28 protein-coding genes and 1 tRNA gene are annotated in these 26469 nt (G+C 64.6%); 11 read left to right on the top strand and 18 right to left on the bottom strand.

The window, feature by feature from the left end:
- Both VGV41_RS10245 and VGV41_RS10240 read left to right on the top strand, forming a co-directional pair.
- Positions 1 to 1857 carry a branched-chain amino acid ABC transporter ATP-binding protein/permease gene (locus VGV41_RS10245; RefSeq protein ID WP_326863713.1) on the top strand — a complete coding sequence of 619 codons (1857 nt, stop codon included), beginning with the start codon at positions 1 to 3 and terminating at the stop codon, positions 1855 to 1857.
- On the top strand, positions 1854 to 2552 hold the full coding sequence (locus tag VGV41_RS10240; RefSeq protein WP_326863712.1) for an ABC transporter ATP-binding protein: 699 nt from the start codon (positions 1854 to 1856) through the stop codon (positions 2550 to 2552). Before VGV41_RS10245 ends, VGV41_RS10240 begins: the two co-directional genes overlap by 4 nt.
- A gap of 16 nt (positions 2553 to 2568) precedes the next feature.
- Here VGV41_RS10240 and VGV41_RS10235 read toward each other — a convergent pair whose 3' ends face one another.
- The 3 genes from VGV41_RS10235 to VGV41_RS10225 form a co-directional block, all read right to left on the bottom strand.
- Positions 2569 to 3408 (bottom strand): SGNH/GDSL hydrolase family protein, encoded by an 840-nt coding sequence (locus VGV41_RS10235; protein WP_326863711.1) that lies wholly within the window; start codon positions 3406 to 3408, stop codon positions 2569 to 2571.
- Positions 3336 to 4484 carry an OpgC domain-containing protein gene (locus VGV41_RS10230; protein WP_326863710.1) on the bottom strand — a complete coding sequence of 383 codons (1149 nt, stop codon included), beginning with the start codon at positions 4482 to 4484 and terminating at the stop codon, positions 3336 to 3338. Before VGV41_RS10230 ends, VGV41_RS10235 begins: the two co-directional genes overlap by 73 nt.
- A 130-nt stretch (positions 4485 to 4614) precedes the next feature.
- Positions 4615 to 4908, bottom strand: a complete 294-nt coding sequence (locus VGV41_RS10225) for a ribbon-helix-helix domain-containing protein (protein ID WP_326863709.1) — start codon at positions 4906 to 4908, stop codon at positions 4615 to 4617.
- Positions 4909 to 5289: 381 nt separating this feature from the next.
- Between VGV41_RS10225 and VGV41_RS10220 the strand changes: the two genes are divergently transcribed.
- The gene (locus tag VGV41_RS10220) at positions 5290 to 5610 is read left to right on the top strand and encodes a hypothetical protein (protein WP_326863708.1); all 321 of its coding nucleotides are present in this window, start codon (positions 5290 to 5292) and stop codon (positions 5608 to 5610) included.
- Here the strand turns inward: VGV41_RS10220 and VGV41_RS10215 are convergent.
- The 6 genes from VGV41_RS10215 to VGV41_RS10190 all read right to left on the bottom strand — a co-directional run bounded on the left by VGV41_RS10215 (position 5607) and on the right by VGV41_RS10190 (position 7626).
- A complete protein-coding gene (locus VGV41_RS10215; protein ID WP_326863707.1) occupies positions 5607 to 5762 on the bottom strand; it encodes a hypothetical protein in 156 nt (51 codons plus the stop codon). The genes VGV41_RS10220 and VGV41_RS10215 overlap by 4 nt on opposite strands.
- Before the next feature lie 119 nt (positions 5763 to 5881).
- The gene (locus VGV41_RS10210) at positions 5882 to 6049 is read right to left on the bottom strand and encodes a hypothetical protein (protein WP_326863706.1); all 168 of its coding nucleotides are present in this window, start codon (positions 6047 to 6049) and stop codon (positions 5882 to 5884) included.
- A gap of 239 nt (positions 6050 to 6288) precedes the next feature.
- Positions 6289 to 6459: a hypothetical protein gene (locus tag VGV41_RS10205; RefSeq protein ID WP_326863705.1), complete on the bottom strand. Its 171-nt coding sequence runs from the start codon at positions 6457 to 6459 to the stop codon at positions 6289 to 6291.
- Positions 6460 to 6518: 59 nt separating this feature from the next.
- Positions 6519 to 6719, bottom strand: coding sequence for a hypothetical protein (locus VGV41_RS10200; RefSeq protein WP_326863704.1), 201 nt, complete (start codon positions 6717 to 6719; stop codon positions 6519 to 6521).
- Between the two features lie 380 nt (positions 6720 to 7099).
- Positions 7100 to 7237, bottom strand: a complete 138-nt coding sequence (locus VGV41_RS10195; protein WP_326863703.1) for a hypothetical protein — start codon at positions 7235 to 7237, stop codon at positions 7100 to 7102.
- A gap of 125 nt (positions 7238 to 7362) precedes the next feature.
- On the bottom strand, positions 7363 to 7626 hold the full coding sequence (locus VGV41_RS10190; protein ID WP_326863702.1) for a hypothetical protein: 264 nt from the start codon (positions 7624 to 7626) through the stop codon (positions 7363 to 7365).
- A gap of 71 nt (positions 7627 to 7697) precedes the next feature.
- Here VGV41_RS10190 and VGV41_RS10185 point away from each other — a divergent pair, with 71 nt between their 5' ends.
- Positions 7698 to 7874, top strand: a complete 177-nt coding sequence (locus VGV41_RS10185) for a hypothetical protein (RefSeq protein WP_326863701.1) — start codon at positions 7698 to 7700, stop codon at positions 7872 to 7874.
- Between the two features lie 272 nt (positions 7875 to 8146).
- On the opposite strand, the gene VGV41_RS10180 is transcribed toward VGV41_RS10185, so the two are convergent.
- Together VGV41_RS10180 and VGV41_RS10175 are read right to left on the bottom strand one after the other, a co-directional pair.
- Entirely contained in the window at positions 8147 to 8332 is a 186-nt protein-coding gene (locus VGV41_RS10180) for a hypothetical protein (protein ID WP_326863700.1), read from the bottom strand.
- Positions 8333 to 8911: 579 nt separating this feature from the next.
- Positions 8912 to 9328, bottom strand: a complete 417-nt coding sequence (locus VGV41_RS10175; protein ID WP_326863699.1) for a cupin domain-containing protein — start codon at positions 9326 to 9328, stop codon at positions 8912 to 8914.
- A 1072-nt stretch (positions 9329 to 10400) separates the two neighbouring features.
- Between VGV41_RS10175 and VGV41_RS10170 the strand changes: the two genes are divergently transcribed.
- A complete protein-coding gene (locus tag VGV41_RS10170) occupies positions 10401 to 10739 on the top strand; it encodes a hypothetical protein (RefSeq protein WP_326863698.1) in 339 nt (112 codons plus the stop codon).
- A 266-nt stretch (positions 10740 to 11005) separates the two neighbouring features.
- On the opposite strand, the gene VGV41_RS10165 is transcribed toward VGV41_RS10170, so the two are convergent.
- Both VGV41_RS10165 and VGV41_RS10160 read right to left on the bottom strand, forming a co-directional pair.
- The gene (locus tag VGV41_RS10165) at positions 11006 to 11917 is read right to left on the bottom strand and encodes a transposase (RefSeq protein ID WP_326863697.1); all 912 of its coding nucleotides are present in this window, start codon (positions 11915 to 11917) and stop codon (positions 11006 to 11008) included.
- Between the two features lie 153 nt (positions 11918 to 12070).
- A tRNA-Val gene (locus VGV41_RS10160) sits at positions 12071 to 12145 on the bottom strand.
- A 141-nt stretch (positions 12146 to 12286) separates the two neighbouring features.
- Here VGV41_RS10160 and VGV41_RS10155 point away from each other — a divergent pair.
- Entirely contained in the window at positions 12287 to 13348 is a 1062-nt protein-coding gene (locus VGV41_RS10155) for a P63C domain-containing protein (RefSeq protein WP_326863696.1), read from the top strand.
- 257 nt (positions 13349 to 13605) lie between these two features.
- Here VGV41_RS10155 and VGV41_RS10150 read toward each other — a convergent pair whose 3' ends face one another.
- The gene (locus VGV41_RS10150) at positions 13606 to 13785 is read right to left on the bottom strand and encodes a hypothetical protein (RefSeq protein WP_326863695.1); all 180 of its coding nucleotides are present in this window, start codon (positions 13783 to 13785) and stop codon (positions 13606 to 13608) included.
- Positions 13786 to 14080: 295 nt separating this feature from the next.
- On the opposite strand from VGV41_RS10150, the gene recA reads away from it, so the two are divergent.
- The 3 genes from recA to VGV41_RS10135 all read left to right on the top strand — a co-directional run bounded on the left by recA (position 14081) and on the right by VGV41_RS10135 (position 19615).
- On the top strand, positions 14081 to 15166 hold the full coding sequence (recA, locus tag VGV41_RS10145; RefSeq protein ID WP_326863694.1) for a recombinase RecA: 1086 nt from the start codon (positions 14081 to 14083) through the stop codon (positions 15164 to 15166).
- Positions 15167 to 15647: 481 nt separating this feature from the next.
- Positions 15648 to 18305 carry an alanine--tRNA ligase gene (gene alaS / locus VGV41_RS10140; RefSeq protein WP_326863693.1) on the top strand — a complete coding sequence of 886 codons (2658 nt, stop codon included), beginning with the start codon at positions 15648 to 15650 and terminating at the stop codon, positions 18303 to 18305.
- A gap of 107 nt (positions 18306 to 18412) precedes the next feature.
- Positions 18413 to 19615: a cyclic nucleotide-gated ion channel gene (locus VGV41_RS10135; RefSeq protein ID WP_326863692.1), complete on the top strand. Its 1203-nt coding sequence runs from the start codon at positions 18413 to 18415 to the stop codon at positions 19613 to 19615.
- A 31-nt stretch (positions 19616 to 19646) separates the two neighbouring features.
- On the opposite strand, the gene VGV41_RS10130 is transcribed toward VGV41_RS10135, so the two are convergent.
- Together VGV41_RS10130 and VGV41_RS10125 are read right to left on the bottom strand one after the other, a co-directional pair.
- Positions 19647 to 20858: an NADP-dependent isocitrate dehydrogenase gene (locus VGV41_RS10130; protein ID WP_326863691.1), complete on the bottom strand. Its 1212-nt coding sequence runs from the start codon at positions 20856 to 20858 to the stop codon at positions 19647 to 19649.
- A 220-nt stretch (positions 20859 to 21078) separates the two neighbouring features.
- Positions 21079 to 23301 (bottom strand): NADP-dependent isocitrate dehydrogenase, encoded by a 2223-nt coding sequence (locus tag VGV41_RS10125; RefSeq protein WP_326863690.1) that lies wholly within the window; start codon positions 23299 to 23301, stop codon positions 21079 to 21081.
- A 305-nt stretch (positions 23302 to 23606) separates the two neighbouring features.
- On the opposite strand from VGV41_RS10125, the gene VGV41_RS10120 reads away from it, so the two are divergent.
- The gene (locus tag VGV41_RS10120; protein ID WP_326863689.1) at positions 23607 to 24797 is read left to right on the top strand and encodes a TrmJ/YjtD family RNA methyltransferase; all 1191 of its coding nucleotides are present in this window, start codon (positions 23607 to 23609) and stop codon (positions 24795 to 24797) included.
- Between the two features lie 110 nt (positions 24798 to 24907).
- Positions 24908 to 25282, top strand: coding sequence for a hypothetical protein (locus tag VGV41_RS10115; RefSeq protein ID WP_326863688.1), 375 nt, complete (start codon positions 24908 to 24910; stop codon positions 25280 to 25282).
- Positions 25283 to 25285: 3 nt separating this feature from the next.
- Here the strand turns inward: VGV41_RS10115 and VGV41_RS10110 are convergent, their stop codons facing one another.
- Complete coding sequence (locus VGV41_RS10110) at positions 25286 to 26059, bottom strand: HpcH/HpaI aldolase family protein (protein WP_326863687.1); 774 nt, start codon at positions 26057 to 26059, stop codon at positions 25286 to 25288.
- 78 nt (positions 26060 to 26137) lie between these two features.
- Positions 26138 to 26455: a DUF1476 domain-containing protein gene (locus tag VGV41_RS10105; protein WP_326863686.1), complete on the bottom strand. Its 318-nt coding sequence runs from the start codon at positions 26453 to 26455 to the stop codon at positions 26138 to 26140.
- Positions 26456 to 26469 lie beyond the last annotated feature (14 nt).

Here is a 26469-nt window from a genome sequence, read left to right as displayed (position 1 = left end):
ATGGTCAGAAAACGTCCTGTTCTCGTCGAAGCGCTGACCGCGGTCGGGCTCATTGCCGCGCCGTTCGTGCTGCCGCATCTCGGCTTCTCGCCGGCCACGATCAACCGCATCCTCATCTGGGGCCTGTTCGGCATCGGCTTCGACATCCTGTTCGGCTTCACTGGCTTGTTGTCGTTCGGCCAGTCGGCGTTCTACGGCACCGGCGGCATGGTCGCGGCCTATCTGCTGACGCAGGTGAATTTCCCCTACACCATCCCGGCGGTATTCGTCGGTGCCATCGTCGCCGGCGTCGTCGGCTACGTGATCGGCCTCATCGCGCTGCGGCGCACCGGCATCTATTTCGCCATGATCACGGTGGCGATCGCCGAGGTGTTCTTCTTCGTCGAGTTCAATCCCTTGTCCGCCTTCACCGGCGGCGAGAACGGCCTGCCGGGCGTGCCGAGCCCGTCGATCTTCCTCGGCTTCATGACGCTGAAGTTCAACACCGACTGGTCGATGTATGTCTTCCTGGCGTTCTGGTATTTCGTCGGCCTGGTCATCGCGCTGCGCATCGTGCGCTCGCCGGTCGGCGCGGTGCTCTCCGCCATACGCGACAATCCACTGCGCGCCGCCGCGGTCGGCCACAACATCCAGGGCTACAAGCTCACCGCCTTCGTCATCGCCGCCGTCTATGCCGGGTTCGCCGGCGGCCTGCTCGGCCTGATGCAGGGCTTCATGCCGCCCGACGCCTTCATGTTCGACACGTCGGGTCAGCTCATCATGCAGACGGCGATCGGCGGCGCCGGCACCCTGTTCGGGCCGCTGGTCGGCGCCACGGTCTGGCTCTATCTCAGCGACTTCTTCCAGACGACATTGCATCTCGGCGCCACCTGGAAGCTGGTGCTCGGCATCGTCTTCGTGCTGCTGGTCGTGTTCCTTCGCCGCGGCATCGTCGGCGGCCTGGTGCAACTGTGGCAGTTCGCCACCGGCCGCGGGCCGACGCATCGCGAGGCGGCCGCATCCGATCCGCACGCGGTTGCGGCCAGCGCCGTCGCGGCGGCGGCCGCGCCGGTGATCGAGTTCGTGCCGTCGCCGCGCAGGCCAAAGCCGGCGAACGGCGGCGAATTGATCCTCGAGGCGACCGGCCTGACGAAGCGTTACGGCGGCATCGTCGCCAACAACAATATCGATTTCTCGGTCAAGCGCGGCGAATTGCGCGGCATCATCGGTCCCAACGGCGCTGGCAAGTCGACCTTCTTCAAGATGCTGACCTGCGAAGTGCATCCGACCGAAGGACGCATCACGTTCGAGGGCCGCGACATCACCGGCTTCGGCGTCACGCAAGTGTGCCAGTTCGGCCTGACCAAGAGCTACCAGGTCAACCAGTTGTTCACGCGGCTGACGGTGCGCGAAAACGTCACCATCGCCGCGCTCGCCGAGAAGCGCGGGCCGTTCCGGCTCGACCTGTTTCGCAGCGTCGGGGGGGTCGATGGGCTGACGCAGCGCGTCGAGGACACGCTCAAGCTCGTGCACCTGACCGAGCGTGCCGAGCTGCCGGTGTCCGAGCTCGCCTACGGAGAGAAGCGGCGGCTCGAGATCGGCCTGGCGCTGGCGACGGCGCCGAGCCTCTTGCTGCTCGACGAGCCGCTCGCCGGCATGAGCCCGCGTGAACGCCTGGAGACGGTGCAGCTGTTGAAGTCGATCGCGCGCGGCCGCACCATGATCGTCATCGACCACGACATGGACGCGATCTTCGAGCTTGCGGAAAAGATCACGGTGCTGCGCGAAGGCTCGGTGCTGGTGGAGGGGACGCCGGAAGAGATCAAGGCGAACGCGGCGGTCCAGGAAGCCTATCTCGGCGGAGTGCACGCGCCATGAGCCTGCTCGAAGTCAAAGGCCTCAACAGCTATTACGGCGACTCGCACATCCTGTTCGACCTCAGCCTGCGCGTCGAGCAGCACGAAGTGGTGGCGCTGCTCGGACGCAACGGCGCCGGCAAGTCGACCACGCTGAAGAGCCTGATGGGCGTGGTGGCGCCGCGCGCGGGCTCGATCGTGCTCGACGGGCAGGACGTCGCCGGCCGCCCGGCGCATGCGATCGCGCGCGCCGGCATGCAACTCGTGCCGGAGGACCGCCGCATCTTCGGCAGCCTCAACGTCGAGGAAAACATCATCCTCGCCGGCCTGACGGCGCAGGGGCGATGGCCGCTCGAGCGCATCTACGACATGTTCCCGCGGCTGAGGGAACGGCGCACGAGCCGCGGCACCGACCTCTCCGGCGGCGAGCAGCAGATGCTGGCGATCGCCCGCGCGCTGGTGCGCGATCCCAAGATCATCCTGCTCGACGAGCCGTTCGAGGGGCTGGCGCCGGTGATCGTGCGCGATCTGATGCTCGCCTGCCGCAAGCTGGTTGAGGCGGGACAGACCATCGTGCTGGTGGAGCAGAACCTCGCCGCGACGCTTGCGCTGGCGAACCGCGCCTACATCATCAACAACGGCCACATCGTGCACGAAGGTCCGACCGCCGAGATCAAGGCCGACCCGACCGTGCTGCAGCGCTGGCTGGGCGTCTGAAAATCCACCGCGCGGATCAGCGTTTGCCGGCCGGAGGCGGTGCCGCCGGCGGATTTGGCGGCCGGTTCGGCAAGTGCCTGGCGAACACGCCGAGGGTGATGGCGCGGGCGACATATTGCGAGAGGCAGTTATAGCCGGCCTCGCTGCGCTCGAACTCGTCGGCCGCCGGCATCGCCGCGTTGTCGCCGCGATTGAGAATCTCGACCGCCTCGAAGAAGCGCACGACGATGACGTGCTCCTGCGCCGCGACCTTGCGCAGCGTCTCGCGAATCTTGACGTAATGCGCGTCGCGCAGCATCTGCGGCGCGAATTGCAGGCCGACCAGCACGACGTCGACCTTGTGCGCCTTGAGCCATGCGACCTGGTCGTGCACGGTGTTGGCGAACTCCTCCGACGACACGTAGGCGAGCGCGTCGTTGGTGCCGACCTGCCAGAGCACCAAGTCCGGCTCCTCCAGCGCCACCTCGTTGCGCATGCGCACGGCGGCGGCGGCGGCGAGTTCGCCGGAGACGCCGCGATTGATGATCTCGATGCGGGTGACCTTGAGGGCCGCGTGCAGCATGTCCTCGATTTGCGCCGTATAGGTGCCACCGTGGCGGCCGATGCGGCCGGGCGCGGCGCCCATCGACAGGATGCGCAAGGTGCGGCCGGCGGCAAGCGCCGCGGCGACATTCGGCAGCGGCTGCTCGTCGTTCTGCGCCGCAGTGCCGGGCGCGCAGGCCTTCGACACGAGCGTATTCTCCGGCGCGGCGGCCGGTGGCGTTTGCGCGGCGGCGAAGGCCGTCAGCGCGAGGACGAGCGCGGCGCCGGCGATGCCGGCGCGGGCCGTCCGCGTTGTCGCGATTCCGCGAGCCATGCGGTGAATGCCATGATGATGATGCCGAGCAGTACCACGGCCGTGTCGCTGGCGACAGAGCCGCGATAATAGAGACGGACCACCTGCGCCGACAGGCTGAGCAGGGAGCCGATGCAGAACACGTACAGCGAATTGCGCCCGAGCATGGCGAGGAGGCCGATAAGCGCCTCGACCGCGCGGCCGATGACCCGCGCCTCGGCCGCCTTGCGGATATAGGGCCAGGCGAAGGAGAAGACCGCGACCAGCGACAGGAACTGAATGAGCCGCATCGGCGTGTCGAAGGTCTTGTCGGCGATGAAGAACAGCTTCGGATTGGGCACTTTGGTCGGGTCCGGCCACAGGTCGAACAGGTGGATGAGCGCGCCGGCGATCACGATCGGCACGCCGACGGCGCGCAGCCAGCCGATGTTGCGGCGGGCGAAGGCGCCGAGGCCGTGCCTCGGATTGGCGCAGGCGAAGCCGAGCACGAACACGCTCTGCCAGGCGAGCGGATTGAAGAACCAGGTGCCGGCGACCGGCCAGGTCGGCAGCGTCAGGCGGAAGGCGAGCACGCACACATAGATGCCGAGCGAGACCGGCAGCAGCAGCGACGGCGCGGCGCGGTCGAGCAGGGCGAAGAACGGCGCCATCAGCATCAGCACGACATAGAGCGGCAGGATGTCGAAATAGCCGAGCTGGTGCGTGAGCATCACCAGACCGATATGCGTCGGCACCGGGTCGGAGAAGACGGCGTCGGCGTTGTGCCATTGCAGCAGCAGGGGATTGTCGAGCTCGGTGGCGCTGAGCGCGAGCATGCCGATGGCCAGCATGGTGATCAGCACCTGCGCGGCGTAGATCTCGAGCGCGCGGCCGAACAGGCGCAGCATGACATCGCGGATCGGCCGTCTCTCGCCGCGGCCCTCGGCCATCAGCCGCAGCGACCAGCCGGCGAGGAAGACGAACAGGTCGGCGGCGTCGGCGATGGAGAAATTGGCCAAGGTGTAGTTGGCGTAGACGAGGCCGGGCACGTGATCGATGAAGATCGTGATCAGCGCGAAGCCGCGCCAGAAATCTACGGCATTCGGGGCGCGCGTCATGCGTGAACGAATCCGGCGTGCCGATTCTGTTGTCCGCGCCGATTGTCGGAAGCGCGGCACGCGCGGTCAAGCGCCGGCGCCGGCGCGGCCTTTGCGGCCGCGCGGCATGTTTCGGATCGGACGGGAGGCGTCAGCTCACGTGCAGGCCGTTGCCGTTGGTGCGGTGCAATTCGCCCTCCGGCCGGCGGGCGCCGTTGGCGCGGTCGCGCACGTTCTCGAGCACGTAGACGCGAATGGCCGAGGACAGGTTGGCGTTCGACCGCTCCCGGTCGATGCGCCGCAGCAGGCTGGACACCGTCAGCTTTTCGGCATCGGCGATGGCGCGGACTTCGGTCCAGAACGGATCTTCCAGACTGACACTGGTCTTGTGCCCGCCGATGACGACCGAACGCTTGGTCACGGCAGACTTCGTGAGGCCTTCCATTGAAACTCCCCCAAGGTTGGCGACAACCGGCTCAGGCTCCGGTTAGAGCCGCAACGCCTCAGGCGAGGGTTTGTTCCTGAAAAAGAATACCCGCGTAACCGCGTGTAATGTTTGGAGATTTCAGTCGCTTGCTGCGTCGGGCTTTCGACGTAAGGGTTCCCCCGCAGCGATTCGTCAGCGCGCCTGCGCGTCGTCCCGCGGCGGCCGCGGCAGTTCGATCACCGTGTGGCAGGTCTGGCAGTCGAAGCGGTCGAAGTCGCGCCCGTCCTCGCGGGTGCGCGAGCTCTGCATGGCGACCCCACAGATCGGGCAATGGCGGATGGGAGGTCTGGGATGCGAGGTCATAGCTTGCCCTGATGACGCATCGCCGCGACCGAGCCGTTGATCCAGGTCAATGCAGATGCGCCGAGGGCCTCGCCGGACGGCGAAAAAATTTCGGACGTGTCTGACTTACATCAAAAGCCGTATTGCGCCTTCGCCGACTATCAGGACATGTGGCAGCCCGTCGCCTCCGCACCGTTCGACTGTGACCTCGAACTCGCCGTCATCGACGCGGGCGATCCGCATGCGCTGGTGTTTCCCTGCCGGCGCATTCTGGGCAGCTGGATGAATGCGGACACGAAAGAGCGGCTGGACGTGCGGCCGACGCATTGGCGGCGCTGGGATGCGGCGCGAAGCGGCGCCGAAGCGGTCGCGCGCTAACGCCGCTTGCGATCCTTCGGCGCGTTATCGGCAATCTTGGCTTCTTCTTCGGCGAGCAGACGCAGCAGCATCCGACGGCGCTGCTCGTCCGTCTCCTTCTCGAGAAGACGGCGGTAGTGGTTGATGTTGAGTTGGGCGATTGTTTTGTCCATGCCCGACCTCCAAAGCGCGGAGAGGCCCTCGCGCACGGTTCCAAATATAACGCGCTCTGCAACTATTGCGAAGCGTGAAAACCGCTGACTATCTGTAATTATACCAAAATTGGACAGGATCAGCGCTTCGACGTGGGCAGCCGGAACGTTGCTTCCAGCACCTCGGCCTTGTCGGCGAGTTCGGTGCTGATCGTTTCCAGCGCTTCCTGTACCCGCGGGTCGGTGCTGCTGCGCGCGATCTGAGTGCAACGGACGGCGAGATTACGCAGATACGCTGCGATGCTCATTTGCTGCATCGGTGAGCCCCCAAGAACCGGATTTGTTCGCGCCGTCTGTGCGGCGCCTGACGCGGACTCATAGACGATGACGCCGCGTATTACCGCATGAATTCTGCGGCGCATGGTCGCGGCGGGCAGGAAAACTCACAACTTCGCGTTGAGCCGAAGTGGTTGTTTCAACACACGAAACGCGTGAGACCCGTTGCGTCGCGTATCGAACAGAATGCGCGCGCGGTGCGTTCGCCGGTTCAGTCGGATTCGACGGTGATGACCTCGCCGCAATCGCTGCAGCGGAATGTCTTCAGCTCCGGATAGGGCCCGACGCGCGGCGTCTTGCCGACGAGCTCGAGCGCGCTGCCGCCGCAGGGACAGGCGGGCGATGTCGGCTCCGACGCGGGATTGTCGTTGGCTATCGGCATGGCCAACACATCAGGCCAGGCGGGGTTTTGCGCAACTCAGGACTTGTGCGGAGGACGGATCAGGCGGGCGCGTCACCTTCCCGGCGCGGCGGCGTCTCGTAAACGAGATCGAGCTTTTCGTTCTCTTCCGCCTGCCGGGCGAGGCGCAGGTAGCAGCGCGCGAGATGCTCCCACTCGGACGTCAGCCGTGGCGTCTCGGCGAGGCGCGCCTTCGCCCGCAACCGTGACGCCAGCACGCGATACTGCTCGGCGGGTGTCACGGGGCTGACCCCTCCCAAGTGACGAGAATGTTGCGCCGCCCACGGTTCTTGTTAGGGGCCGGAACGTCCGGCCGCCGATTTCGTTCCACCGCGCTGTCGAAGCGCAAAGGCTCAGTCAGGCCGAGCGGGTTTTGCCTCCCATTGGACGTGGCCGCAGCTATCGCAGCGGAACACGGTGAAGCCGGTCGGCTGATCGAAGCGCTTCGGCATCGTGGTCAGATAGCGCAGCGCTTCTCCGCACCGTGCGCAGGCGAGTGGCGACCGATCGTCGGGATGAACCGTCATCACGCTTGGTTTTGGCGCGAGTCGTGGCGTGCTGTCTTGCGATCACCGGACAGAATAAGTGGATTGGTGCCACGTTACCGAACAATTTGCGGCGCTCAGGTCGTCAGGATGAGGCGGATCACGCCGGCCCAGAACAGCGCCGTCAGCAGCGCCATGGCCACCAGCATGAGCGTCGCGCCGAACCGGTGCCGCCATGGCGTGGCGGCCGGCAGGCTGAACTTCGATGGGGCCATGGACATCGACTCGGAGGTTCCTGCGAGGCAATCCGTCGATACTACCAGCATACCTGTACGTCAAGGTTGCAAAACAGCGCGGCTGCATCTTCATGGCGGCGCGTGGCTCGCAGGCGCCGCCGCGGTCAGCGCTCGACGATCTTGATCTGCGCGCAGCGCTCGCAGCGGAAATAGGCGACGCGCGGCGTGTCCTGCGGATGCGCATGGTCGCGTGGCGGGATCTCGGAAAGCAGGCGGAGCTTGCCGCCGCAGGCCGCGCAATCCGTGGGATCGGCAGAGTCCTCGAGCGTATCCATCTCGTAAATTTTACATAAAACGGCAATGATGTGTATGGCTTCCGACGTAACCCGCGAAAATGTGATTTGGCATTCATGCAAACCGGTGGCCACGGCGGCCGATCGTGGCCGGCAGTGTTAGCAGCCGGACCGACACGGTTCCCCGCGTTGATGTTTATCGATCCATGTCCGACTTCGACGAGCGCATCGCGCGCTATCGCACCCGCGCACAGGAATGCCTGGCGATCGCCGACCGGATCGGCGACGAGACGCTGCGCGCGCAATATATGGACGTCGCCGAGAGCTACCTGAAGCTCGCGGAGAGCGAACTCGGGCGCGCGGCGGCGGCGCGCACGTCGTAGCGGCTCCGCGCCCGGCGCGCGGCGGCCCCGGCGACCCGGATCGCGGTCGGTGCATTTTCTCGGGAACGTCTGCCGAATTGCCGTCTTAATAGGGGTGACAGGTCGGCGGCTGCGGTTTCGTCCCCCAAGCGAGACTCCCCCTCGTAGAAGCCCCCCGCCGGCCTTCGTCAGGTGCTGGGAGGCATCGAAAGGCCGCGCCCGCCAGGCAGACGGGCGCGGCCTTTTCTTTTCGTGGTGCTCGGTCCTGCGTGCCCGGTGCACGGCCGCCGCGCTCAGTGCAGCGCCGGCTCCGCTTCCGCTTCCACTTCCGGTGCTGCGGCCAGACGGCCGCAGACAGGGCACTCGAAGACTGCGATTTCGACCCCGCCTTTGCGCGGATCGTCGACGTGCTGCAGCGCGCGGAAATTCATCGGCACGCGGCATTTGGGGCAGATATTTCCCAGATGGTGGTCATCCATGACGCGACCCCGTCTCGTTCACTTTGGCAGTGATCCAAGCACGCGGGTGCAGCGACGTCCGCATGAAATGATGCAGAGGCGATTGAATTTTACGTGACCTGACGACTAACGGTCCGTCACCGGCTCGGGAAGCAGCGGTCGGCGGCGCCGCGCCGCGCTTGTTCGGGCGTGACGTACTTGCAAACCCACCCGGGACAACAAGGCCGCATGGCGCTGCATGGCCAGTACCCCTTTTGGCACGCCAGGGCCAGCCGGTGAGCCGGCGCATGAGGCCGCAGCGACGCCGCGAGATCGGGAGCGGTGTCGCGCGCCAGGACGGACGTCGGGGCTACGAGGACCGCAGCAAGAGCGAGCATGAGAATGTGAAGCCGCATCGATCCCCTCTACAGATGCCGTTCAAGTCAGGACGGCAGTCTGCACGGTCGGCCACGAAAGTCATCTACGGGTTGTGAAAAAGGGGCCTCATTTCAAAAGGGGCCAGTACCCCTCCCGTGTAGGAAGGGGCATTCTGCAATCTGAGGGAATCAAGTGAAAGAGGCCGCCAACTGAGGCGGCCTCTGGCATCCCGCCATGCTTCCTTTATTTGGCAGTCTTGAAAACATCGACCGCGATCAGGACGACATTATCCTTGCCGACGTTGCGGTGGTAATGTGTCGTGCTGCCGGGCGTAGCCGAGGTATCGCCCGGATGCTTGACCGTCTTGCTGCCATCGGCGAGCCCAACCTCGTCCGTTCCCTGCATGAAGTAAACGACGGCGGGCCGATCCTTGTGGCTGTGGAGCCCAATGTAGCCGCCCGGTTCGATGGTGAGGACGCGCATCCGAAGTTCCCGGCCAGCCATGCCTTCGATCTCGGGTGCCAAATCGACCACTGTAGTTTTGCTGGGCTTGAAGCCCTTGTTGCCTTTGGGAGCGTCCTCGGCACTGACGGTGTTTGCGGCCCACCCCAAGAAGATGGCCGAGGCGAGCAGTGCATAAGAAAACTTGCATAAATTCATGACTGTTTCCCCTGCTATAAACACGGCATAAATGGCCGGTATGGGGATAGTCGCCCTCGTCGCAGGGTCAGTCAAATGACCTCATTCAAAAGGGGCCAGAGTGGATGGAAAGGGGCCAGTACCCACAAGCCGGTACTGGCCCCTTTAGCCACAAAAGGGACCAGTGCTCCTAACCGATAGGGGCCACTGGGTGGGAAAGAGTAGAGAGCCTAAGCGCAAGCCGCCGGTCGGTATGCAGCTAGACCCCGGCATCAAGCGACCTGTCGAAATACTGCGCGAGTGCGGGGTTGAGACGTTTGAATCCTGCGAGGGTGGCCCGGGCCATGCCTTCGCAGACCCCACAATCAGATTCCACGGTCCGCCGGAGGCGGGATGGCGGGCGCTGGCACTTTGCTTAGCCTATGGCTTCCCAGTGCTGGCACTGCGGCGCGTGTGGGATGTCCTAGATGGACACGAGCCGACAGGGCCGCACTGGGAAGTCACTTTCAGAAGACGAATTTTCTAGCCCAGCTTAGCGCAAACACTGCACCGCGGCTTGAATCCAGTCCCGTCTTTACGGTGCCACGGCTTAATCGCCTTGCCATCATGGCAATCGTCGTGGTCGTGATAGACCTCGCGATGTTTGGGCGGATATTCCGGCGAGTCCGTGTGATAGGCAGGGACTTTAGCCATTGGCGTTTCTCCCCTTATGATTGCGGGGAAAGATTACGCCTCCACACGTAAGAGTCGAGTCTACCCCCAACCAGCCGCCGGCAAAACCATTAGCGCGCGAACGATTATTGCGCCCACGGAACGACGAAGTTCCGAAAACGTTTATTCGTTACTAGGTGGTGAAATTTTCGTCACAGTTCCCCTTGCATTAGGAACTATACGTACCTACTTGGCACAGGTCTGCCATCCGGCAGACGCAGAAAGGGCCGGAGGTGTTTGCGCACCGTCCGGCCCCTTAACCCCGCTTGGTGGCAGGGAATTTCGTGATCACGTTGACAGTTATGTAGGTACGTGTAGTCAACTGTCAAGTGAAGACTTAGTTCCTTGCTGCTAGGCTCCTTCGAAAAGGAACTAGAAGCAAATGGCTATCAATTTCGAAACCGCGAACCCGCAGGCTTTGCTTGCGGCATTTAAGAAGGCCATTGACGAAGGTCACGTCGTGACGTGGTCCTACGACGCCAATGGCAATTTCACGCACACGCCTTCGCAATGGAAAGACGAGGCCGTGCTCAGGCCGAGCATCTACACCGGATGGCTTGTGATGAACTTTTATCGCCGCAAGAGCGACAAGACTTCTCCCGGCCTGTACGCCGTTTATCACGGTCGCTTCATCGAATCGATGTTGGCACACTGCGATAAATTGTTCAGCAACGGGACGGCTACCTCGATGCCCACAAACGCCGACCGTTTGGCGGCATAAGCAATAACTTACTTTGCGCCGCGGGGAGACTGCGGCGCAAAGTTTCTTTCTTCGCAAAGCTCATATTCAATCGGGTTGCCGTCAACGATTCGTATGATCGTTTGGGGCGGTTCTTCTTTTTTCTTTTCGCGCCGGCGGTTCTCAAAATTTATAATCTCGGACAAGGCACTCTCCCGCGTTGGTTGCAGCAACCAACTGTGACTCGCGAAATGGGTCTTGACAACCAACCATGGCGAGTCCGGCCGCCGCTTTGCGATTCGCGCGAGTCAGGATTTCCCTCCCTCAATTACCCGAAAGCCTTTACGACGCTCCGGGGCAGTCGGGATTGGGAGCGGCGGAACAGCAATAAGCGCGGCCTCGATTAGATCGGCCACGGCCCATACCCGGTCGGTCAGCCCAAGCGCCATCGCTGGCGTCATCCGCAGGGCTTCATGCGTGCGGCACAGATTGTAGAACGCAACGTGCAGACTGATCGCCGCAAGGTGGCAGTCGATCTTCTTTGAGAAGCCGTTGCTAAGCCGGGCGAACCGCTTTGAGCCCATGCGCAGCGTCAGGTTCTGCCGTTCGACGTAGCTGGTCGAAATGTGCTCAGGATCGCCCTCTACGGCTACGCGCTCTACGGCTACTACCTGGGCCGGCGAATAGCGGCGGGAGGCTTCCGTTACATTCAGGTGCGTTACCGAATAGGTCTTGTTGATGACGCCGTGCGCGGCCCGGCCGGCGAAGGCATCGCGGATCGCGTTCTTGTAGGGGTGGAAGCCGTCCGTCGAAATCTCCGGCACGCCGATGACGCGCTGCCGAAGATCTTGAATGAAATCGTCCGTGGTCAGGCTGTCTCGCTTGCCGGTGCGATAGCCGATGATCGCGCGGGTCGAAGCGGCCAAGGCGACATAGGTGTACTGGTCGCCTTTGACCGGTGAGGGACGGCGCATCGGGCCTTTCTGCGGATTGCGCTTGTGGCCGACGTAGGCCCACAGCTCGTCACACTCGATCCGGTGCACCCGAAGGCCAACCATCATGCGGTCGTGCAGTTCGGCGCACCCACGGCCCACGCGCAGGGCAATGCGGGCCACCGTCTTACGGTCGGTATCGGTGAGGCGGGCAACGGCACGCTGGCCGACGCCTTCGCACAGCGCGGAAATGATCTCGACTTGCTTAGAGAGGGGCAGGTTGTTCACGGCGGGGCCAATCCGACATGTTGTGGGATTGGGCCGCGTGGAAAATCAGCGCCGTAGATGCTATATTACCTACGGTCCGATGCTCCGGGGGCCAATCCCGAGGTTGAAGACCAGGGGCCGTTTCGGGTGCAACCGAGGCGGTCCCACTAGATTTGGTGCAGCGAGCCAGGTTCGAACTGACGTTTCGGGGATGTAGCCCCCGCGTCCTTACCGCTAGACGATCACTGCTCCGAACACAGAAAAAGGCCTCGTCCGGGTGCAACCGGGCGGGGCCTTTGTGCTTCTGCGCCATGCTTAGCATGAGGCGATTATGCTTGACACAAGGGTCATGTCAAGCATATTTTTAGAGTGCCAAGCATGGAGAGCCAGATGGTCGAGAAAGATAAGCAGAAGGCCGGCAAGATAGGGGGGGCGCGGCGGGCTCAAGTGCTGCCTGCGCAGCGACGTGCGGAGATTGCTCGGGCCGGCGCTGTCGCCCGGTGGGGCTTAAAAGCTACGCACAAAGGGAGCTTCCAACAGGACTTCGGCATCGATGTGGAATGCTACGTGCTGAACGATCCGGGAAAGACTGCCGTTATCAGCCAACGCGGCATGGGTGCTGCGCTGGGGTTGACGCAAGGCGGTGGTCGGCTCGCGAGTTTCATCAGAGGCGAAAGGATGGCCCGCTACGTCGGGCGCGAATTAAGAGAAAAGCTCGAAAAACCTCTTGTTTTTCAGGGGCTAGCGCCGGGCGCGAACGCGCCGGCACCGGCTACGGTGCACGGCTACGACGTGACAATGTTGATCGACCTCTGCAACGCTATCATCGCGGCGGAGGCGGATCGTAAGCTTGGCAAGCGATATGAGAAGATCGCTCGACAAGCCCACATTATCGTCGGCGCTTCAGCGAAGTCGGGAATCCAAGGTCTTGTCTATCGGCTTGCTGGCTACAATCCGTCCGCCGAAGAAGTCATCGCTGCTTTCAAACTTTATATTCAGGAGGAAGCGCGCAAGTACGAGCCAGAGTTTCCAAGCGAACTGTATGTGCAATGGTACAGGCTTTATGGCATTCCCGTCCCTGAGCGCGGCAGGCCCTGGCATTTCAAATATTTGACAGTGAATCACATCTATTACCCACTTGCGCAAAGCAGCGGGAAGATTCTGGAACTGCTTAGGGCACACAAAGCGAGCGGCGGAGACCGGGCAAAAAAGCTATTCCAGTTTTTAAACGAGATTGGAACGCGCGCATTAAGAATGCACCTTGGTCGCGTTTTAGAAATGGCCGAGTCATCTTCGGACAGATACACATACGAGCGCAAAATCACCGAACGCTTCGGCGGTCAGCAATCTTTCGATTTCCCCGTGCCGCCACCGAAAGCGGAACATATGGCTCTTCCACAGTCCGCTGGTCCGCTTTTTGAACACATGGAATCGAAAGAGGCCGCCAACTGAGGCGGCCTAGGCGATGTTTCTATTCAGTGTAGCCCCTCAGTCTCAAGCGACTTGAGTCCGCGAGCAAGTATGAGCCACGCATTAGCGGCCGAGATGAGACGGTTGGCGCGGCGTTTATCGCGCAAACGTTCTGCCTCAGCCAACTTCGCTTCAGCTATGGCCAGACATTCGTCAGATGTGTGCATACTTACGATGCTATCGATTACGGCAACCAAGATCTGTTCGAAACAGACCACTAGGGTCGAATAGGCCGGCACCTATCCTTGCATTCGCCGCGCGACGGTTTCGCTCGTCCGCAGTTCCGCCAGCATATGCCTTAATTGGCGTTCGGCGTCGGGGCATTCATGCCCCTCGCGCTTAAGTGCATCGATGGTGTTGCGTTGCTGGTCGATCCTCTCCCGAAGGTCCAGCAAGCTGTCTGGCATGAGTTCGGTCATGGCCTTTCCCCATACAACGTCGCCGACAGGAAATTACAACCGCACCGATGAAACTCCATCTGTGCGGCGGCTGATAAAGCTAATGGAAAATGGGCGCGCCCAAAAGGGGCCACCGATCAATTCAAAAGGGGCCAATCACCATGGAAAGGGGCCAGTACCCACAAGCCAAAAAGAACATATTGCGAACTGAGAACAAATAGGGTACATTGGCTTTAACAGTCGATTCCGGCGGCGCCGAAACCCCTTTCGGCCTCGCGTTGTCGGAGGGTCGATTCCCGGCCATAAGGAGCGCGACATGAGTCAGCCTGCCCTGCGTCTCGTCGAAGGATCGTCCATGGATAAGTCGAAAGCCCTGTCCGCCGCGCTCAGCCAGATCGAGCGGCAGTTCGGCAAGGGCTCGATCATGAAGCTCGGCAAGAACGACAAGACCATGGATGTCGAGTCGATCTCGACCGGGTCGCTGGGGCTCGACATCGCGCTCGGCATCGGTGGCCTGCCGCGCGGGCGGGTCGTGGAAATCTACGGACCGGAATCCTCCGGCAAAACGACTTTGGCGCTGCACACCATCGCCGAAGCCCAGAAGAAGGGCGGCATCTGCGCCTTCGTCGACGCCGAGCACGCGCTCGACGTGGTCTATGCCCGCAAGCTCGGCGTTTCCACCGACGACCTCCTGATCTCGCAGCCCGACGCCGGCGAGCAGGCCCTCGAGATCGCCGACACGCTGGTGCGCTCCGGCGCCATCGACGTGCTGGTGGTCGACTCGGTCGCCGCGCTGGTGCCGCGGTCAGAGCTGGAAGGCGAGATGGGCGACGTGCAGCCGGGCTCGCAAGCAAGGTTGATGAGCCAGGCGCTGCGCAAGCTGACCGCCTCGATCTCCAAGTCGCGCACCATGGTGATCTTCATCAACCAGATCCGCATGAAGATCGGCGTGATGTACGGCTCGCCGGAGACGACGTCCGGCGGCAACGCGCTCAAGTTCTACGCCTCGGTGCGTCTCGACATCCGCCGCATCGGCGCGATCAAGGACCGCGACGAGGTCATCGGCAACCAGACCCGCGTCAAGGTGGTGAAGAACAAGCTGGCGCCGCCGTTCAAGCAGGTCGAGTTCGACATCATGTACGGCGAGGGCGTCTCCAAGATCGGCGAGCTGATCGATCTCGGCGTCAAGGCCGGCGTGGTCGAGAAGTCGGGCGCCTGGTTCTCCTATGACAGCCAGCGCATCGGTCAGGGCCGCGAGAACGCCAAATCGTTCCTGAAAGAGAATCCGGACATGGCCGCCAAGATCGAGGCGGCGGTGCGCCAGAATTCCGGTCCGATCGCCGAGGCGATCGTCACCGGCGAGTCCGAGAAGGACGACGAGGACGACGCGACGGAGGCGTAAAGAGCCGCCGCGGGCGGGGAGGGCGTATTTCCTTTCCGCCGGCCGGGCGCGGCCACCCCCGTGCCCGTTTGTTTCCAGGCCCATAGTCCCGCGTATCGCCCCCGTCGGCACCCGGCTGCGTAAAGCGGCCGCCACCGAGGACGGGGGCGAAGGCGTTTTTTCTGTATACGGCGTGACTCTCCCGTTCGTCCCCGCGAAAGCGGGGACCCAGCGCGGCATTGCTGTGCCGAAAGGTCCGGCTGGATTCCCGCTTTCGCGGGAATGAACGAGGAGGGGCCTGTCGGCGGCGCCAAGCAGAGGCCTGTCCCTCATCCGGCTCGGGCCTGACGGCCCTCGCCACCTTCTCCCCCGTAAGAACGGGGAGAAGGAAAGGGCCCCTTCCTAGACTCTCAGCACCCCCGCCGCTAAATAACCCCGGGTAAAACATCAAGCCGGGTGGGGATTTAGCCCCTGAGGCGCAGGGGCCGAGCAGTCAAAAGCGATGAGTGGCGTCAACGATATCCGCAAGAACTTCCTCGACTTCTTCGCCCGCAACGAGCACGCGGTCGTCCCCTCGTCGCCTTTGGTGCCGCGCAACGACCCCACCTTGATGTTCACCAATGCCGGCATGGTGCAGTTCAAGAACGTCTTCACCGGCCTGGAAAAGCGTCCCTATTCGCGCGCGGCCTCGTCGCAGAAATGCGTCCGCGCCGGCGGCAAGCACAACGACCTCGACAATGTCGGCTACACCGCGCGCCACCACACCTTCTTCGAGATGCTCGGCAACTTCTCGTTCGGCGATTACTTCAAGGAACGCGCGATCGAGCTCGCCTGGACTTTGATCACCAAGGAGTTCGGCCTGCCGGCCGACAAGCTCCTCGTCACCGTCTATATCGACGACGACGAGGCCTTCGGCCTGTGGAAGAAGATCGCCGGCCTGCCCGAGAAGAAGATCCTGCGCATCGCCGGCTCCGACAACTTCTGGCAGATGGGCGACACCGGTCCCTGCGGCCCGTGCTCGGAGATCTTCTACGACCACGGTGCACACATTCCGGGCGGTCCGCCGGGCACGCCGGACGCCGAGGGCGACCGCTTCATCGAGATCTGGAATCTCGTCTTCATGCAGTACGAGCAGCTGGCCTCCGGCGAGCGCCTCGATCTGCCGCGGCCGTCGATCGACACCGGCATGGGGCTCGAGCGCATCGCCGCGGTGCTGCAGGGCACGCACGACAACTATTCCATTGATCTCTTCCGCACGCTGATCGCCGCCATCGCCGACCTCACCAAGGTGTCGCCGACCGGCGCGCAGAAGGCCTCGCACCGCGTCATCGCCGACCACCTGCGCGCCTCCTCGTTCCTCATCGCCGACGGCGTGCTGCCGTCGAACGAGGGCCGCGGCTACGTGCTCCGCCGCATCATGCGCCGCGCCATGCGCCACGCCGAACTGCTCGGGGCGAAAGAGCCGCTGATGTGGAGGCTGGTGCCGGTGCTGGTGCGCGAGATGGGCCAGGCCTATCCGGAACTGGTGCGCGCCGAGGCGCTGATCACCGAGACGCTCAAGCTCGAAGAGACGCGCTTCCGCGCCACGCTGGCGCGCGGCCTCGCCATCCTCGACGAGAAGAGCGGCAGCCTCAAGCACGGCGACATGTTCGACGGCGAGACGGCGTTCACGCTGTACGACACCTACGGTTTCCCGCTCGACCTGACGCAGGACGCGCTGCGCGCGCGCGGCATCTCGGTCGACATCGCCTCGTTCACCGACGCGATGGAGCGCCAGCGCGAGAAGGCGCGCGAGTCGCGCTTCTCCTCCGGCGAGGTCGCGACCGAGACGATCTGGTTCGGCTTGCGCGAAAAGGTCGGCGCCACCGAATTCCTCGGCTACGAGACCGAGAGCGCCGAGGGCGTCGTCGCCGCGCTGGTCAAGGACGGCCACGAGGTCACGTCGCTGAAAGCCGGCGACACCGGCCTCGTCGTCGTCAACCAGACGCCGTTCTACGGCGAGTCCGGCGGCCAGGTCGGCGACACCGGCGAGATGCGCCGCGAGGGCGTCAGGCTCACCGTCACCGACACGCAGAAGAAGGCCGGCGACCTGTTCGTGCACGTGGTCAAGGTCACCGAGGGCACGGTGAAGGCCGGCGACCCGCTGCTGCTCGAGGTGGATCACGGCCGCCGCGGCGCCATCCGCCAGAACCATTCGGCGACGCATCTACTGCACGAGGCGCTGCGCCAGGTGCTCGGCGATCACGTGGCGCAGAAGGGCTCGCTGGTCTCGCCCGACCGCCTGCGCTTCGACATTTCGCATCCGAAGCCGATCACCGCCGACGAACTGATCCGCGTCGAGGACATCGCCAACGACATCGTGTTGCAGAATGCGCCGGTGACGACGCGGCTGATGGCGCAGGACGACGCCATCGCTTCAGGCGCACGCGCGCTGTTCGGCGAAAAGTACGGCGACGAGGTGCGCGTCGTGGCGATGGGCGAGGGCTCGGGCAATATGCTCGGCTGGTCGGTGGAGCTGTGCGGCGGCACGCATGTGCGGCGCACCGGCGACATCGGCGTCATCTCCATTCTCGGCGATTCCGGCGTCGCCGCCGGCGTGCGCCGCATCGAGGCCTTGACCGGACGCGCCGCGCGCAAGGCCGCCAACCATCAGGGCGAGTTGCTCAAGCATGCCGCGGCCGAGATGAAGGTCGCGGTCGAGGACATGCCGGCGCGCATCGCCGCGCTGCTCGACGAGCGCAGGAAGCTCGAGCGCGACCTGTCCGACGCGAAGAAGAAACTGGCGATGGGCGGCGGCGCTGCCGCGGGCGCGGCGGCTGAGGGCGTGCGCGAGGTCAATGGCGTCAAGCTGATTGCCCGCGCCATCTCCGGCATCTCGCCCAAGGAATTGCCGAGCCTCATCGACGAGGCGAAGAAGCAGATCGGCTCCGGGGTCATCGCCATCGTCGCGGTCAGTGACGAAGGCCGCGCCGGCATTTCGGTCGGCGTCACCGCCGATCTCGTGGAGCGCTTCAATGCCGTCGATCTGGTCAAGAAGGGCGCCGAGGCGCTCGGCGGCAAGGGCGGCGGCGGCCGTCCCGACATGGCGCAGGCCGGCGGTCCGGACGGGTCGAAGGCCGACGCGGCGCTGAAAGCGATCGAGGCGGCGCTCGCGGGTTAGCGGTCCCGCCAGGCGGGCGCCATGGTGTTGCCTCCGGGTTTGCTCGGAGGCGACCTGAGCGGGCGCGGATGTTACCGTCGGCATCGAACGAATCTGCCGATCACCGTATGACCCACGACGGCATCAAGCATTGGCGCAGGCGAGTCTACCAGGTGCTCGATCAGGGCCCGGTCGGCGACGGCACGGCCGTGCTCGTCGACCGTCTGCTGGTGACCTTGATCCTTGTCAATCTCGTCGCGGTGGCGCTCGAATCGGTGCCGCATCTGCGCGCGGCCTACCGGCCGCTCTTCGACGTCATCGAATACGTCTCGCTCGTCGCCTTCACCGTCGAATACGCCCTGCGTGTGTGGTCGGCGGTGGAATACGGCCCGCACCGCCACATGCCGCCGATGCGCGCGCGGCTGAAATACATGCTCAGCCCGGCCGGCCTCGTCGATCTCGTCGCCGTGCTGCCGTTCTGGTTCGCGCCGCTGCTGCCGGACGACCTGCGCGTGCTGCAGGTGCTGCGCATCCTGCGCTTCTTCAAGATCGCGCGTTATTCGCCGGCCATGCGTTCGCTGCTCGACGTGCTCTACCGCGAGCGGAGGGCGCTGTTCGGCTGCGTCGTCATCACGCTCGGCACCGCGCTGGTGGCCGCCGCGCTGATGCATCTCGCGGAAGGGCGCGTGCAGCCCGACAAGCTCGGCACCATTCCCGATGCGCTGTGGTGGGCGATCGTCACCCTCGGCACCATCGGCTACGGCGACGTCGTGCCGGTGACCGCGCTCGGCAAGCTCATCGCCACGGGCACCATCTTCCTCGGCCTCGTCATGATCGCGCTGCCGGTCGGCATCATCGCCACCGCCTTCGCCGAGCAGATCCATCGCCGCGATTTCATCGTCACCTGGGCGATGATCGCGCGCGTGCCGCTGTTCGCCGAACTCGACGCGGCCGAGATCTCCGACATCATGCAGCTCTTGCGCGCGCAGGTGGCGGAGGCCGGGCAGGCGATCGTGCGCGCCGGCGAGCCGGCGCATTCGATGTATTTCATCGCCTCCGGCGAGGTGGAGATCACGGTGCGACACGAGCGGCTGCACCTCGGCGTCGGCCAGTTCTTCGGCGAGGTGGCGGTGCTGCGCCGGGCGCGGCGCTCGGCGACGGTGACGGCGCTGTCGCGCACCAGCCTGCTCGTGCTCGACGCGCAGGACCTGCACGCGCTGATGCAGCGCGACTCGCGCGTCGCCGCGCGCATCAAGGACGTGGTGGAGAAGCGGGTCGGCCAGGAGGTGGTGACGCCCAAGGGCGACATGGTGACCGAGGAGATCAAGTAGTCACCTCTCCCCGCTGTGCGGGGAGAGGGAATTAAGCCATCGCCTTCTTCAAATTCTCGTCGATCTTGTCGAGGAAGCCGGTAGTCGAGAGCCACTTCTGCTCCGGCCCGACCAGTAGCGCCAGGTCCTTGGTCATGAAGCCCGCCTCGACGGTGTCGACGCAGACCTTCTCCAGCGTGGCGGCAAACTTCGCCAGCGCCGCGTTGCCGTCGAGCTTGGCGCGATGCGCGAGGCCGCGCGTCCAGGCGAAGATCGAGGCGATCGAGTTGGTCGAGGTCTCGTGGCCCTTCTGGTGCTCGCGGTAGTGGCGCGTCACGGTGCCGTGCGCGGCCTCGGACTCGACGATCTTGCCGTCCGGCGTCATCAGCACCGAGGTCATCAGCCCGAGCGAGCCGAAGCCCTGTGCCACGATGTCCGACTGCACGTCGCCGTCGTAGTTCTTGCACGCCCAGACGTAGCCGCCCGACCACTTCAGCGACGCCGCGACCATGTCGTCGATCAGGCGATGCTCGTAAGTGAGCTTCTTGGCGGCGAACTTGTCCTTGAACTCCTTGTCGAACACCTCCTGGAAGATGTCCTTGAAGCGGCCGTCATAGACCTTGAGGATGGTGTTCTTGGTCGACAGGTAGACGGGAAAACCGCGCGACAGGCCGTAGTTGAGCGAAGCCATGGCGAAATCGCGGATCGACTGGTCGAGATTGTACATGGTCAGCGCGACGCCGGAGCCGGGGAAGTCGAACACTTCGTGCTCGATCTTCTTGCCGTCGGGCGTGACATAGCTCAGCGTCAGCTTGGCGCCCTTCGGCACCGTGATGTCGGTGGCGCGGTACTGGTCGCCGTAGGCGTGGCGGCCGATGACGATGGGCTGCGTCCAGCCCGGCACGAGGCGCGGCACGTTGCGGCAGATGATCGGCTCGCGGAAGATCACGCCGCCGATGATGTTGCGGATCGTGCCGTTCGGCGAGCGCCACATCTTCTTGAGGTTGAACTCCTTCACGCGGCCTTCGTCCGGCGTGATGGTCGCGCACTTGATCGCGACGCCGACCTTCTTCGTCATCTCGGCCGCGTCGATGGTGATCTGATCGTCGGTCTCGTCGCGCTTCTGGATGCTGAGGTCGAAATAAAGGAGATCGATATCGAGGTAAGGGTGGATCAGCTTGTCCTTGATCAGTTGCCAGATGATGCGGGTCATCTCGTCGCCGTCCATTTCGACGACGGGGTTCGTCACCTTGATCTTCGTCATTTGTGGGAGCCACCTTTCGAGCACCGGCACCGGTCGTCGGGCTGGCGGAAAAATCGGCGCGCAGAGACGCCGCCGCAGCCACGGCGGGCTCTATAGCATTGCCTTTCTTGTCACGAAAGCCGCGTTGCGCGGCACGGCCGCGCAAACAAAAGGCTCGCTCGATGGGTTCGCCACCGAGCGAGCCTTTGTGCCGGAAAAATCCGCGTGCGCGGAGCGCGCCTCAGAGCGAGGCGAGCGCGGCGTTGAGCGTCGGGCTCGGCCGCATCGCGGCTGAAGCCCTGGCGTCGTCGGGCAGGTAGTAGCCGCCGAGATCGACCGGCTTGCCCTGCACGGCGATCAGCTCGCCGTTGATCTTGGCTTCGTTTTTGGCGAGCGTCTCGGCCAGCGGCTTGAAGCGCGTCTGCAGCTCCTTGTCCTTGCTCTGCGCCGCCAGCGCCTGCGCCCAGTAGAGTGCGAGGTAGAAGTGGCTGCCGCGGTTGTCGATCTCGCCGACCTTGCGCGCGGGATTGCGGTTGTTCTCAAGGAACTGACCGATGGCCGTGTCGAGCGTCTCGGCAAGCACCAGCGCCTTGGCGTTCTTGTAGGTATGGCCCAAATGCTCGAGCGACGCGCCGAGGGCGAGAAACTCACCGAGCGAATCCCAGCGCAGATAGCCCTCTTTCTGGAACTGCTCGACGTGCTTGGGCGCCGAGCCGCCGGCGCCGGTCTCGAACATGCCGCCGCCCGCCAGCAACGGGACGACCGAGAGCATCTTGGCCGAGGTGCCGAGCTCCATGATCGGGAAAAGATCCGTCAGGTAATCCCGCAGAATGTTGCCGGTGACGGAAATTGTGTCCTGGCCTTTGCGAATCCGTTCGAGTGAAAATTTCATCGCGTCGACGGGAGCCAAAATGCGGATATCGAGCCCCTTGGTGTCTTGATCCTTCAAGTACGTTTCGACTTTGGCGATGAGCTGTGCGTCGTGCGCGCGGTTCTTGTCGAGCCAGAACACCGCAGGGGTGTTGGTGAGGCGCGCGCGGCGGACGCCGAGCTTGACCCAATCCCGCACGGCTGCGTCCTTGAGCTCGCACATCCGGAAGATGTCGCCGGTCTCGACCGGGCGCTCGAGCAGCACCTTGCCGTCGTCCGCGACGACGCGGACCGTGCCGGTCGCGGACACTTCGAAGGTCTTGTCGTGCGAACCGTACTCCTCGGCCTTCTGCGCCATCAAGCCGACGTTCGGCACCGTGCCCATGGTCTTGGGATCGAATGCGCCGTTGGCCTTACAGTCCTCGATGACCGCCTGATACAGCCGCGCATAGGCGCGATCCGGGATCACGGCCATGGTGTCGTGCAGCTTGCCGTCGGGCCCCCACATGCGGCCCGACTCGCGGATCATCGCCGGCATCGTGGCGTCGATGATGAAATCGCTGGGAACGTGCAGGCCGGTAATGCCCTTGTCGGAATTCACCATCGCGAGGGCGGGTCGTTTGGCGTACTCGGCGGCGATGTCGTCCTTGATCGCCTTCTTCTCGGCGTCCGGCAGCGTCTCGATCTTCGACAGCAGATCGCCGAACCCGTTGTTGAGGTTGACGCCGAGCTTCTTCAGCGTGGCGGCGTGCTTCTCGATCACGTCAGCGAAGTAGACGGAAACGGCGTGGCCGAAGATGATGGGATCGGCGATCTTCATCATCGTCGCCTTGACGTGCAGCGAGAACAGCACGCCTTCCTTCTTGGCGGCATTGATCTGCTCGGCGAAGAATTTGCGTAGCGCCTTGGCGCTCATGACCGACGCGTCGATGATCTCGCCGGCGGCGATCGACGTCTTCGGCTTCAGCACCGTGACGGCGCCGTCGGCACCGGCCAATTCGATGCGAACGTTGGTCGCTTTGTCGACCGTGGTCGCGATTTCCGAGCCGAAGTAGTCGCCGCTCGACATGTGGGACACGTGCGATTTGGAGTCCTTGCTCCAGGCGCCCATTTTGTGCGGGTTCTTGCGCGCGTAATTCTTGACCGCGGCGGCCGCACGGCGGTCGGAATTGCCTTCGCGAAGGATCGGGTTGACGACGCTGCCGAACACCTTGCCGTAGCGCGCCTTGATGTCCTTCTCGGCGTCGGTCGTCGGGTTGTCCGGATAATCCGGAACGTTGTAGCCCTTGCCCTGCAGTTCCTTGATCGCGGCTCTGAGCTGCGGGATCGAGGCCGAGATGTTGGGCAGCTTCATGATGTTGGCTTCGGGCCGCAGCGTGAGCTCGCCGAGTTCGGTGAGTTCGTCGTTGATGCGCTGCGCGGCGGTGAGCTTCTCGGGGAAGGTGGCGAGGATGCGGCCGGCGAGCGAAATGTCCTTCAGTGTCACGGACACGCCTGCCGCGCCGACGAAGGCCTTGACGATCGGCAGCAGGGAATAGGTCGCGAGCGCCGGGGCTTCATCGACCTTGGTCCACATGATTTCGAGATTTGGCATCCTTGCACCTCTGAGCGCCGCGCTTGTTGGGGCCGGCCGGAAACGACATTGACGGGCGCGGTGGACCGGCCCTCGAATGGATTGTTCGCGGCGGGGACGGCCGTCAGCCGGGGATCCGGCCGACGGCAATTCGGCGCGCGCCCTATAGCATCCGCACATCGCGGGTGAAAGCCTTGTGCAGGATCAACGCCGGTCGGCGGAAATGCAGCCGGCGCATGGGCGCGGCCGCGCGCCGCGGCTTGACGCGGGCGGCCGGCTTGGGCAGGGGCTGCGATGAGGGCATTGGCCCGCTTCAGGAGCAGTGCATGCCGGGCGCCGGCACCGACAAGACCAGACGCTGGCTGACGACCCCCGCGCCGGTAGTGGTGCTGGTTCAGCCGCAGCTCGGCGAGAACATCGGCGCAGCCGCCCGCGCCATGGCCAATTTCGGCCTGTCGCGGCTGCGGCTGGTGAAGCCGGTGCAGGGCTGGCCGAACGAGCGCGCGACCGTCATGGCGGCGGGCGCCGACCGCGTGCTGGAGGGGGCCGAACTCTATGACAGCCTGGAGCAGGCGATCGGCGACTGCTCTTTCGTCGTGGCGACCACGGCGCGGATGCACGACCAGGCCAAGCCCGTGATCTCGGCCGAGCAGGCGGCGGCGGAGATGGCGCCGCGCATCGCGAGCGGGGAGACGGTGGCGCTGGTGTTCGGCCGCGAACGCTACGGGCTGGAAAACCACGAGGTCGGGCAGACCGACCGCATCCTGACGCTGCCGGTCAATCCGGCCTTCGCCTCGCTCAACCTGGCGCAGGCGGTGGTGATCGTCGGCTACGAGTGGTTCAAGCTTGCCGGCCCCGGCCTGCCGTTCTCGACGAGCGAGCGCTCGCCGCCCGCACCGAAGGAGCAGATCGCCGCCTTCTTCGCCAACCTCGAAGGCGAGCTGGAGAAAGTCGAGTTCTTCCGCCCGGAAGAGAAGCGCAACGTCATGCGCGTCAACCTGCGCAATATCTTCCAGCGCCTCGACATGACGCAGCAGGACGTGCGCACGCTGCACGGCGTGGTCAACGCGCTGACGCAGGGCCGCAAGGGCTCGGCGCGCGGCGGCGTGCTCGACCGCGATGAGGCGGCGCGGCTGCGCGCGCTCGTCAACGCGCAGGGGCCGGACGGCGAGCGTGCGCCGGCGCGCGGGCTGGCCAGGCTCTTGCGCAGGAATCCGACCGAGGCCGAGCGACTGCTGTGGGAGGCGCTCACCAGCGACCGCCGCTTCGCCGGCCGCGGCTTCAAGCGGCAGGTCCCGGTCGGGCCGCACATGGCCGACTTCGTCTCGTTCTCATTGCGCACGGTGATCGACCTGGTGCCGACCGAGGAGACGGCGGAGGCCGCGCAGCATCGCGCGGACAAGCGCGCCTGGCTCGCCGCGCACGACTACAGGGTGACCGAGGTGCGCACCGAGGACCTCGAGCGCGAGGTCGCGGCGGTGCTGGAGCAACTGGCGGCCGCCATCGGCCCGGCCTGAATGCGTATGCTTGCCAAGCGGTAAACCCGCGCCCCTTGCATTTCCATTTGTCTGCAATCGGATCGCAATGGACGCGCGCTAGGCTCGCCTGACACACATCAGGGGCACCCATGTCACGCATCATCCGCCTGGCGACCGTCGCCGCCGTCCTTCTCGCCGCGCCGGCCATGGCGCAGAACATCGTCATCCAGCCGCGCCTCGGCAATGCGCCGGGCCCGAAAGGCGACATCCGCATCAATGTCGGCATGAGCTTTTTCGTCGTGGCACCGACCGACGACAGCGAACCCGCCGTCAAGGCACAGGAGCAGGCGCGGCGCGTGATCTACGAGAGCGCCGCCCGCGAATGTGAGGTGTTGCGTAGCGCCATCGCCAGCGACTGCCGGCTCGAGTCGATCAACATCAGCGTCAACCGTCAGTACGGCAACCAGATTCCGCAGGGCTTCAATGTCAGCGGCAATTTCACCTTCCACGTCACGCTGAAATAGACGTCACGCCTTCAGCGCCTTGACCTGGGCGGCGGCGCCGTCGCGCACGAGGCCGAGGTCGCTGCCGACGGTGAGGAAGCGAAAACCACGTTTCGCCATCGCCAGCGCGCGCTCCGGATCGCGGCAATAGATGCCGGGGATCTTGCCGGCCTTCCGCGCCGCATCGCCGATGCGGTCGATGGCCTCGTCCACGGCCGGCGCGTCGATGTCCTGCGCCGTGCCGCCGCTCAACGCGGTCGACAGGTCATAGGGGCCGATGAACAGCGCATCGATGCCCGGCGTCGCCGCGATGGCGTCGACATTGCCGAGCGCCGTGCGCGTCTCGATCATCGCCAATGTCAGCGTGCCGTCATTGGCTTCGCGCAGGTAGTCGGTCGAGACGGTACGGCCCTGCAGCGGCATGGCGCGCAACGGCCCCCAGCTGCGCTCGCCGAGCGGCGGGTATTTGGCGGCGGCGGCGAAGGCGCGCGCATCGCCGGCGGTGTTGATCATCGGCGCGATGATCGCCTCGGCGCCGCAGTCGAGCGCGCGCGACACCGTCGCGTAATCGTTGAGCGGCACGCGCACGCCCGGCGTACTGCCCGCGTGATGGACGGCACCAATGCCGGCGATGAGGGAGGCCATGTCCCAGAGGCCGTGCTGGCTGTCGAGGATCGCCGCTTCGTAGCCGGCGCGCGCGACCGTCTCGGCGACCAGCGGCGAGGCGGCCGTGCACCAGGCGGAGAACACGGTCTCGCCGGCCCGCAGCCGGCGGGCGAGGGAAAAGGCGTCGGTCATGGCGAAGCACCCCGTCACGGTCCCGGATCTGCGGCGCAGCGTTGCACGCTGCACCGCGTCCGGGACACGGGCCAGAACCTAGCCGGTCTTCTTGGTGGTTTCGACCGCCTGCGACAACAGGGCGCCCATCTTGGCGCGGATCTCGGCTTCGTCGACCTTGCCGGCGAGGTCCTTCACCACCTTGCGCAGCACGTCGTTGTCGCCCGCCTCCTCGAAGTCGGCGAGCACGACCTCCTTGGCGTAGGCTTCGGCGTCGGCGCCGGTCTTGCCGAGCACTTCGGCGGCCCACAGCCCGAGCATCTTGTTGCGGCGGGCCATCGCCTTGAACTGCAGTTCCTCGTCGTGCGCGAACTGTTTCTCGAAACCTTCTTCGCGCTTGTCGAATGTCGTTGCCATACCGCCCCTCGTGG

This window comes from Pseudolabrys sp. (assembly GCF_035943735.1).
Taxonomy (GTDB): domain Bacteria; phylum Pseudomonadota; class Alphaproteobacteria; order Rhizobiales; family Xanthobacteraceae; genus Pseudolabrys.
The sequence above is the reverse complement of the archived record's forward strand: the minus strand, read 5'-3'. Positions and strand labels throughout refer to the sequence as shown.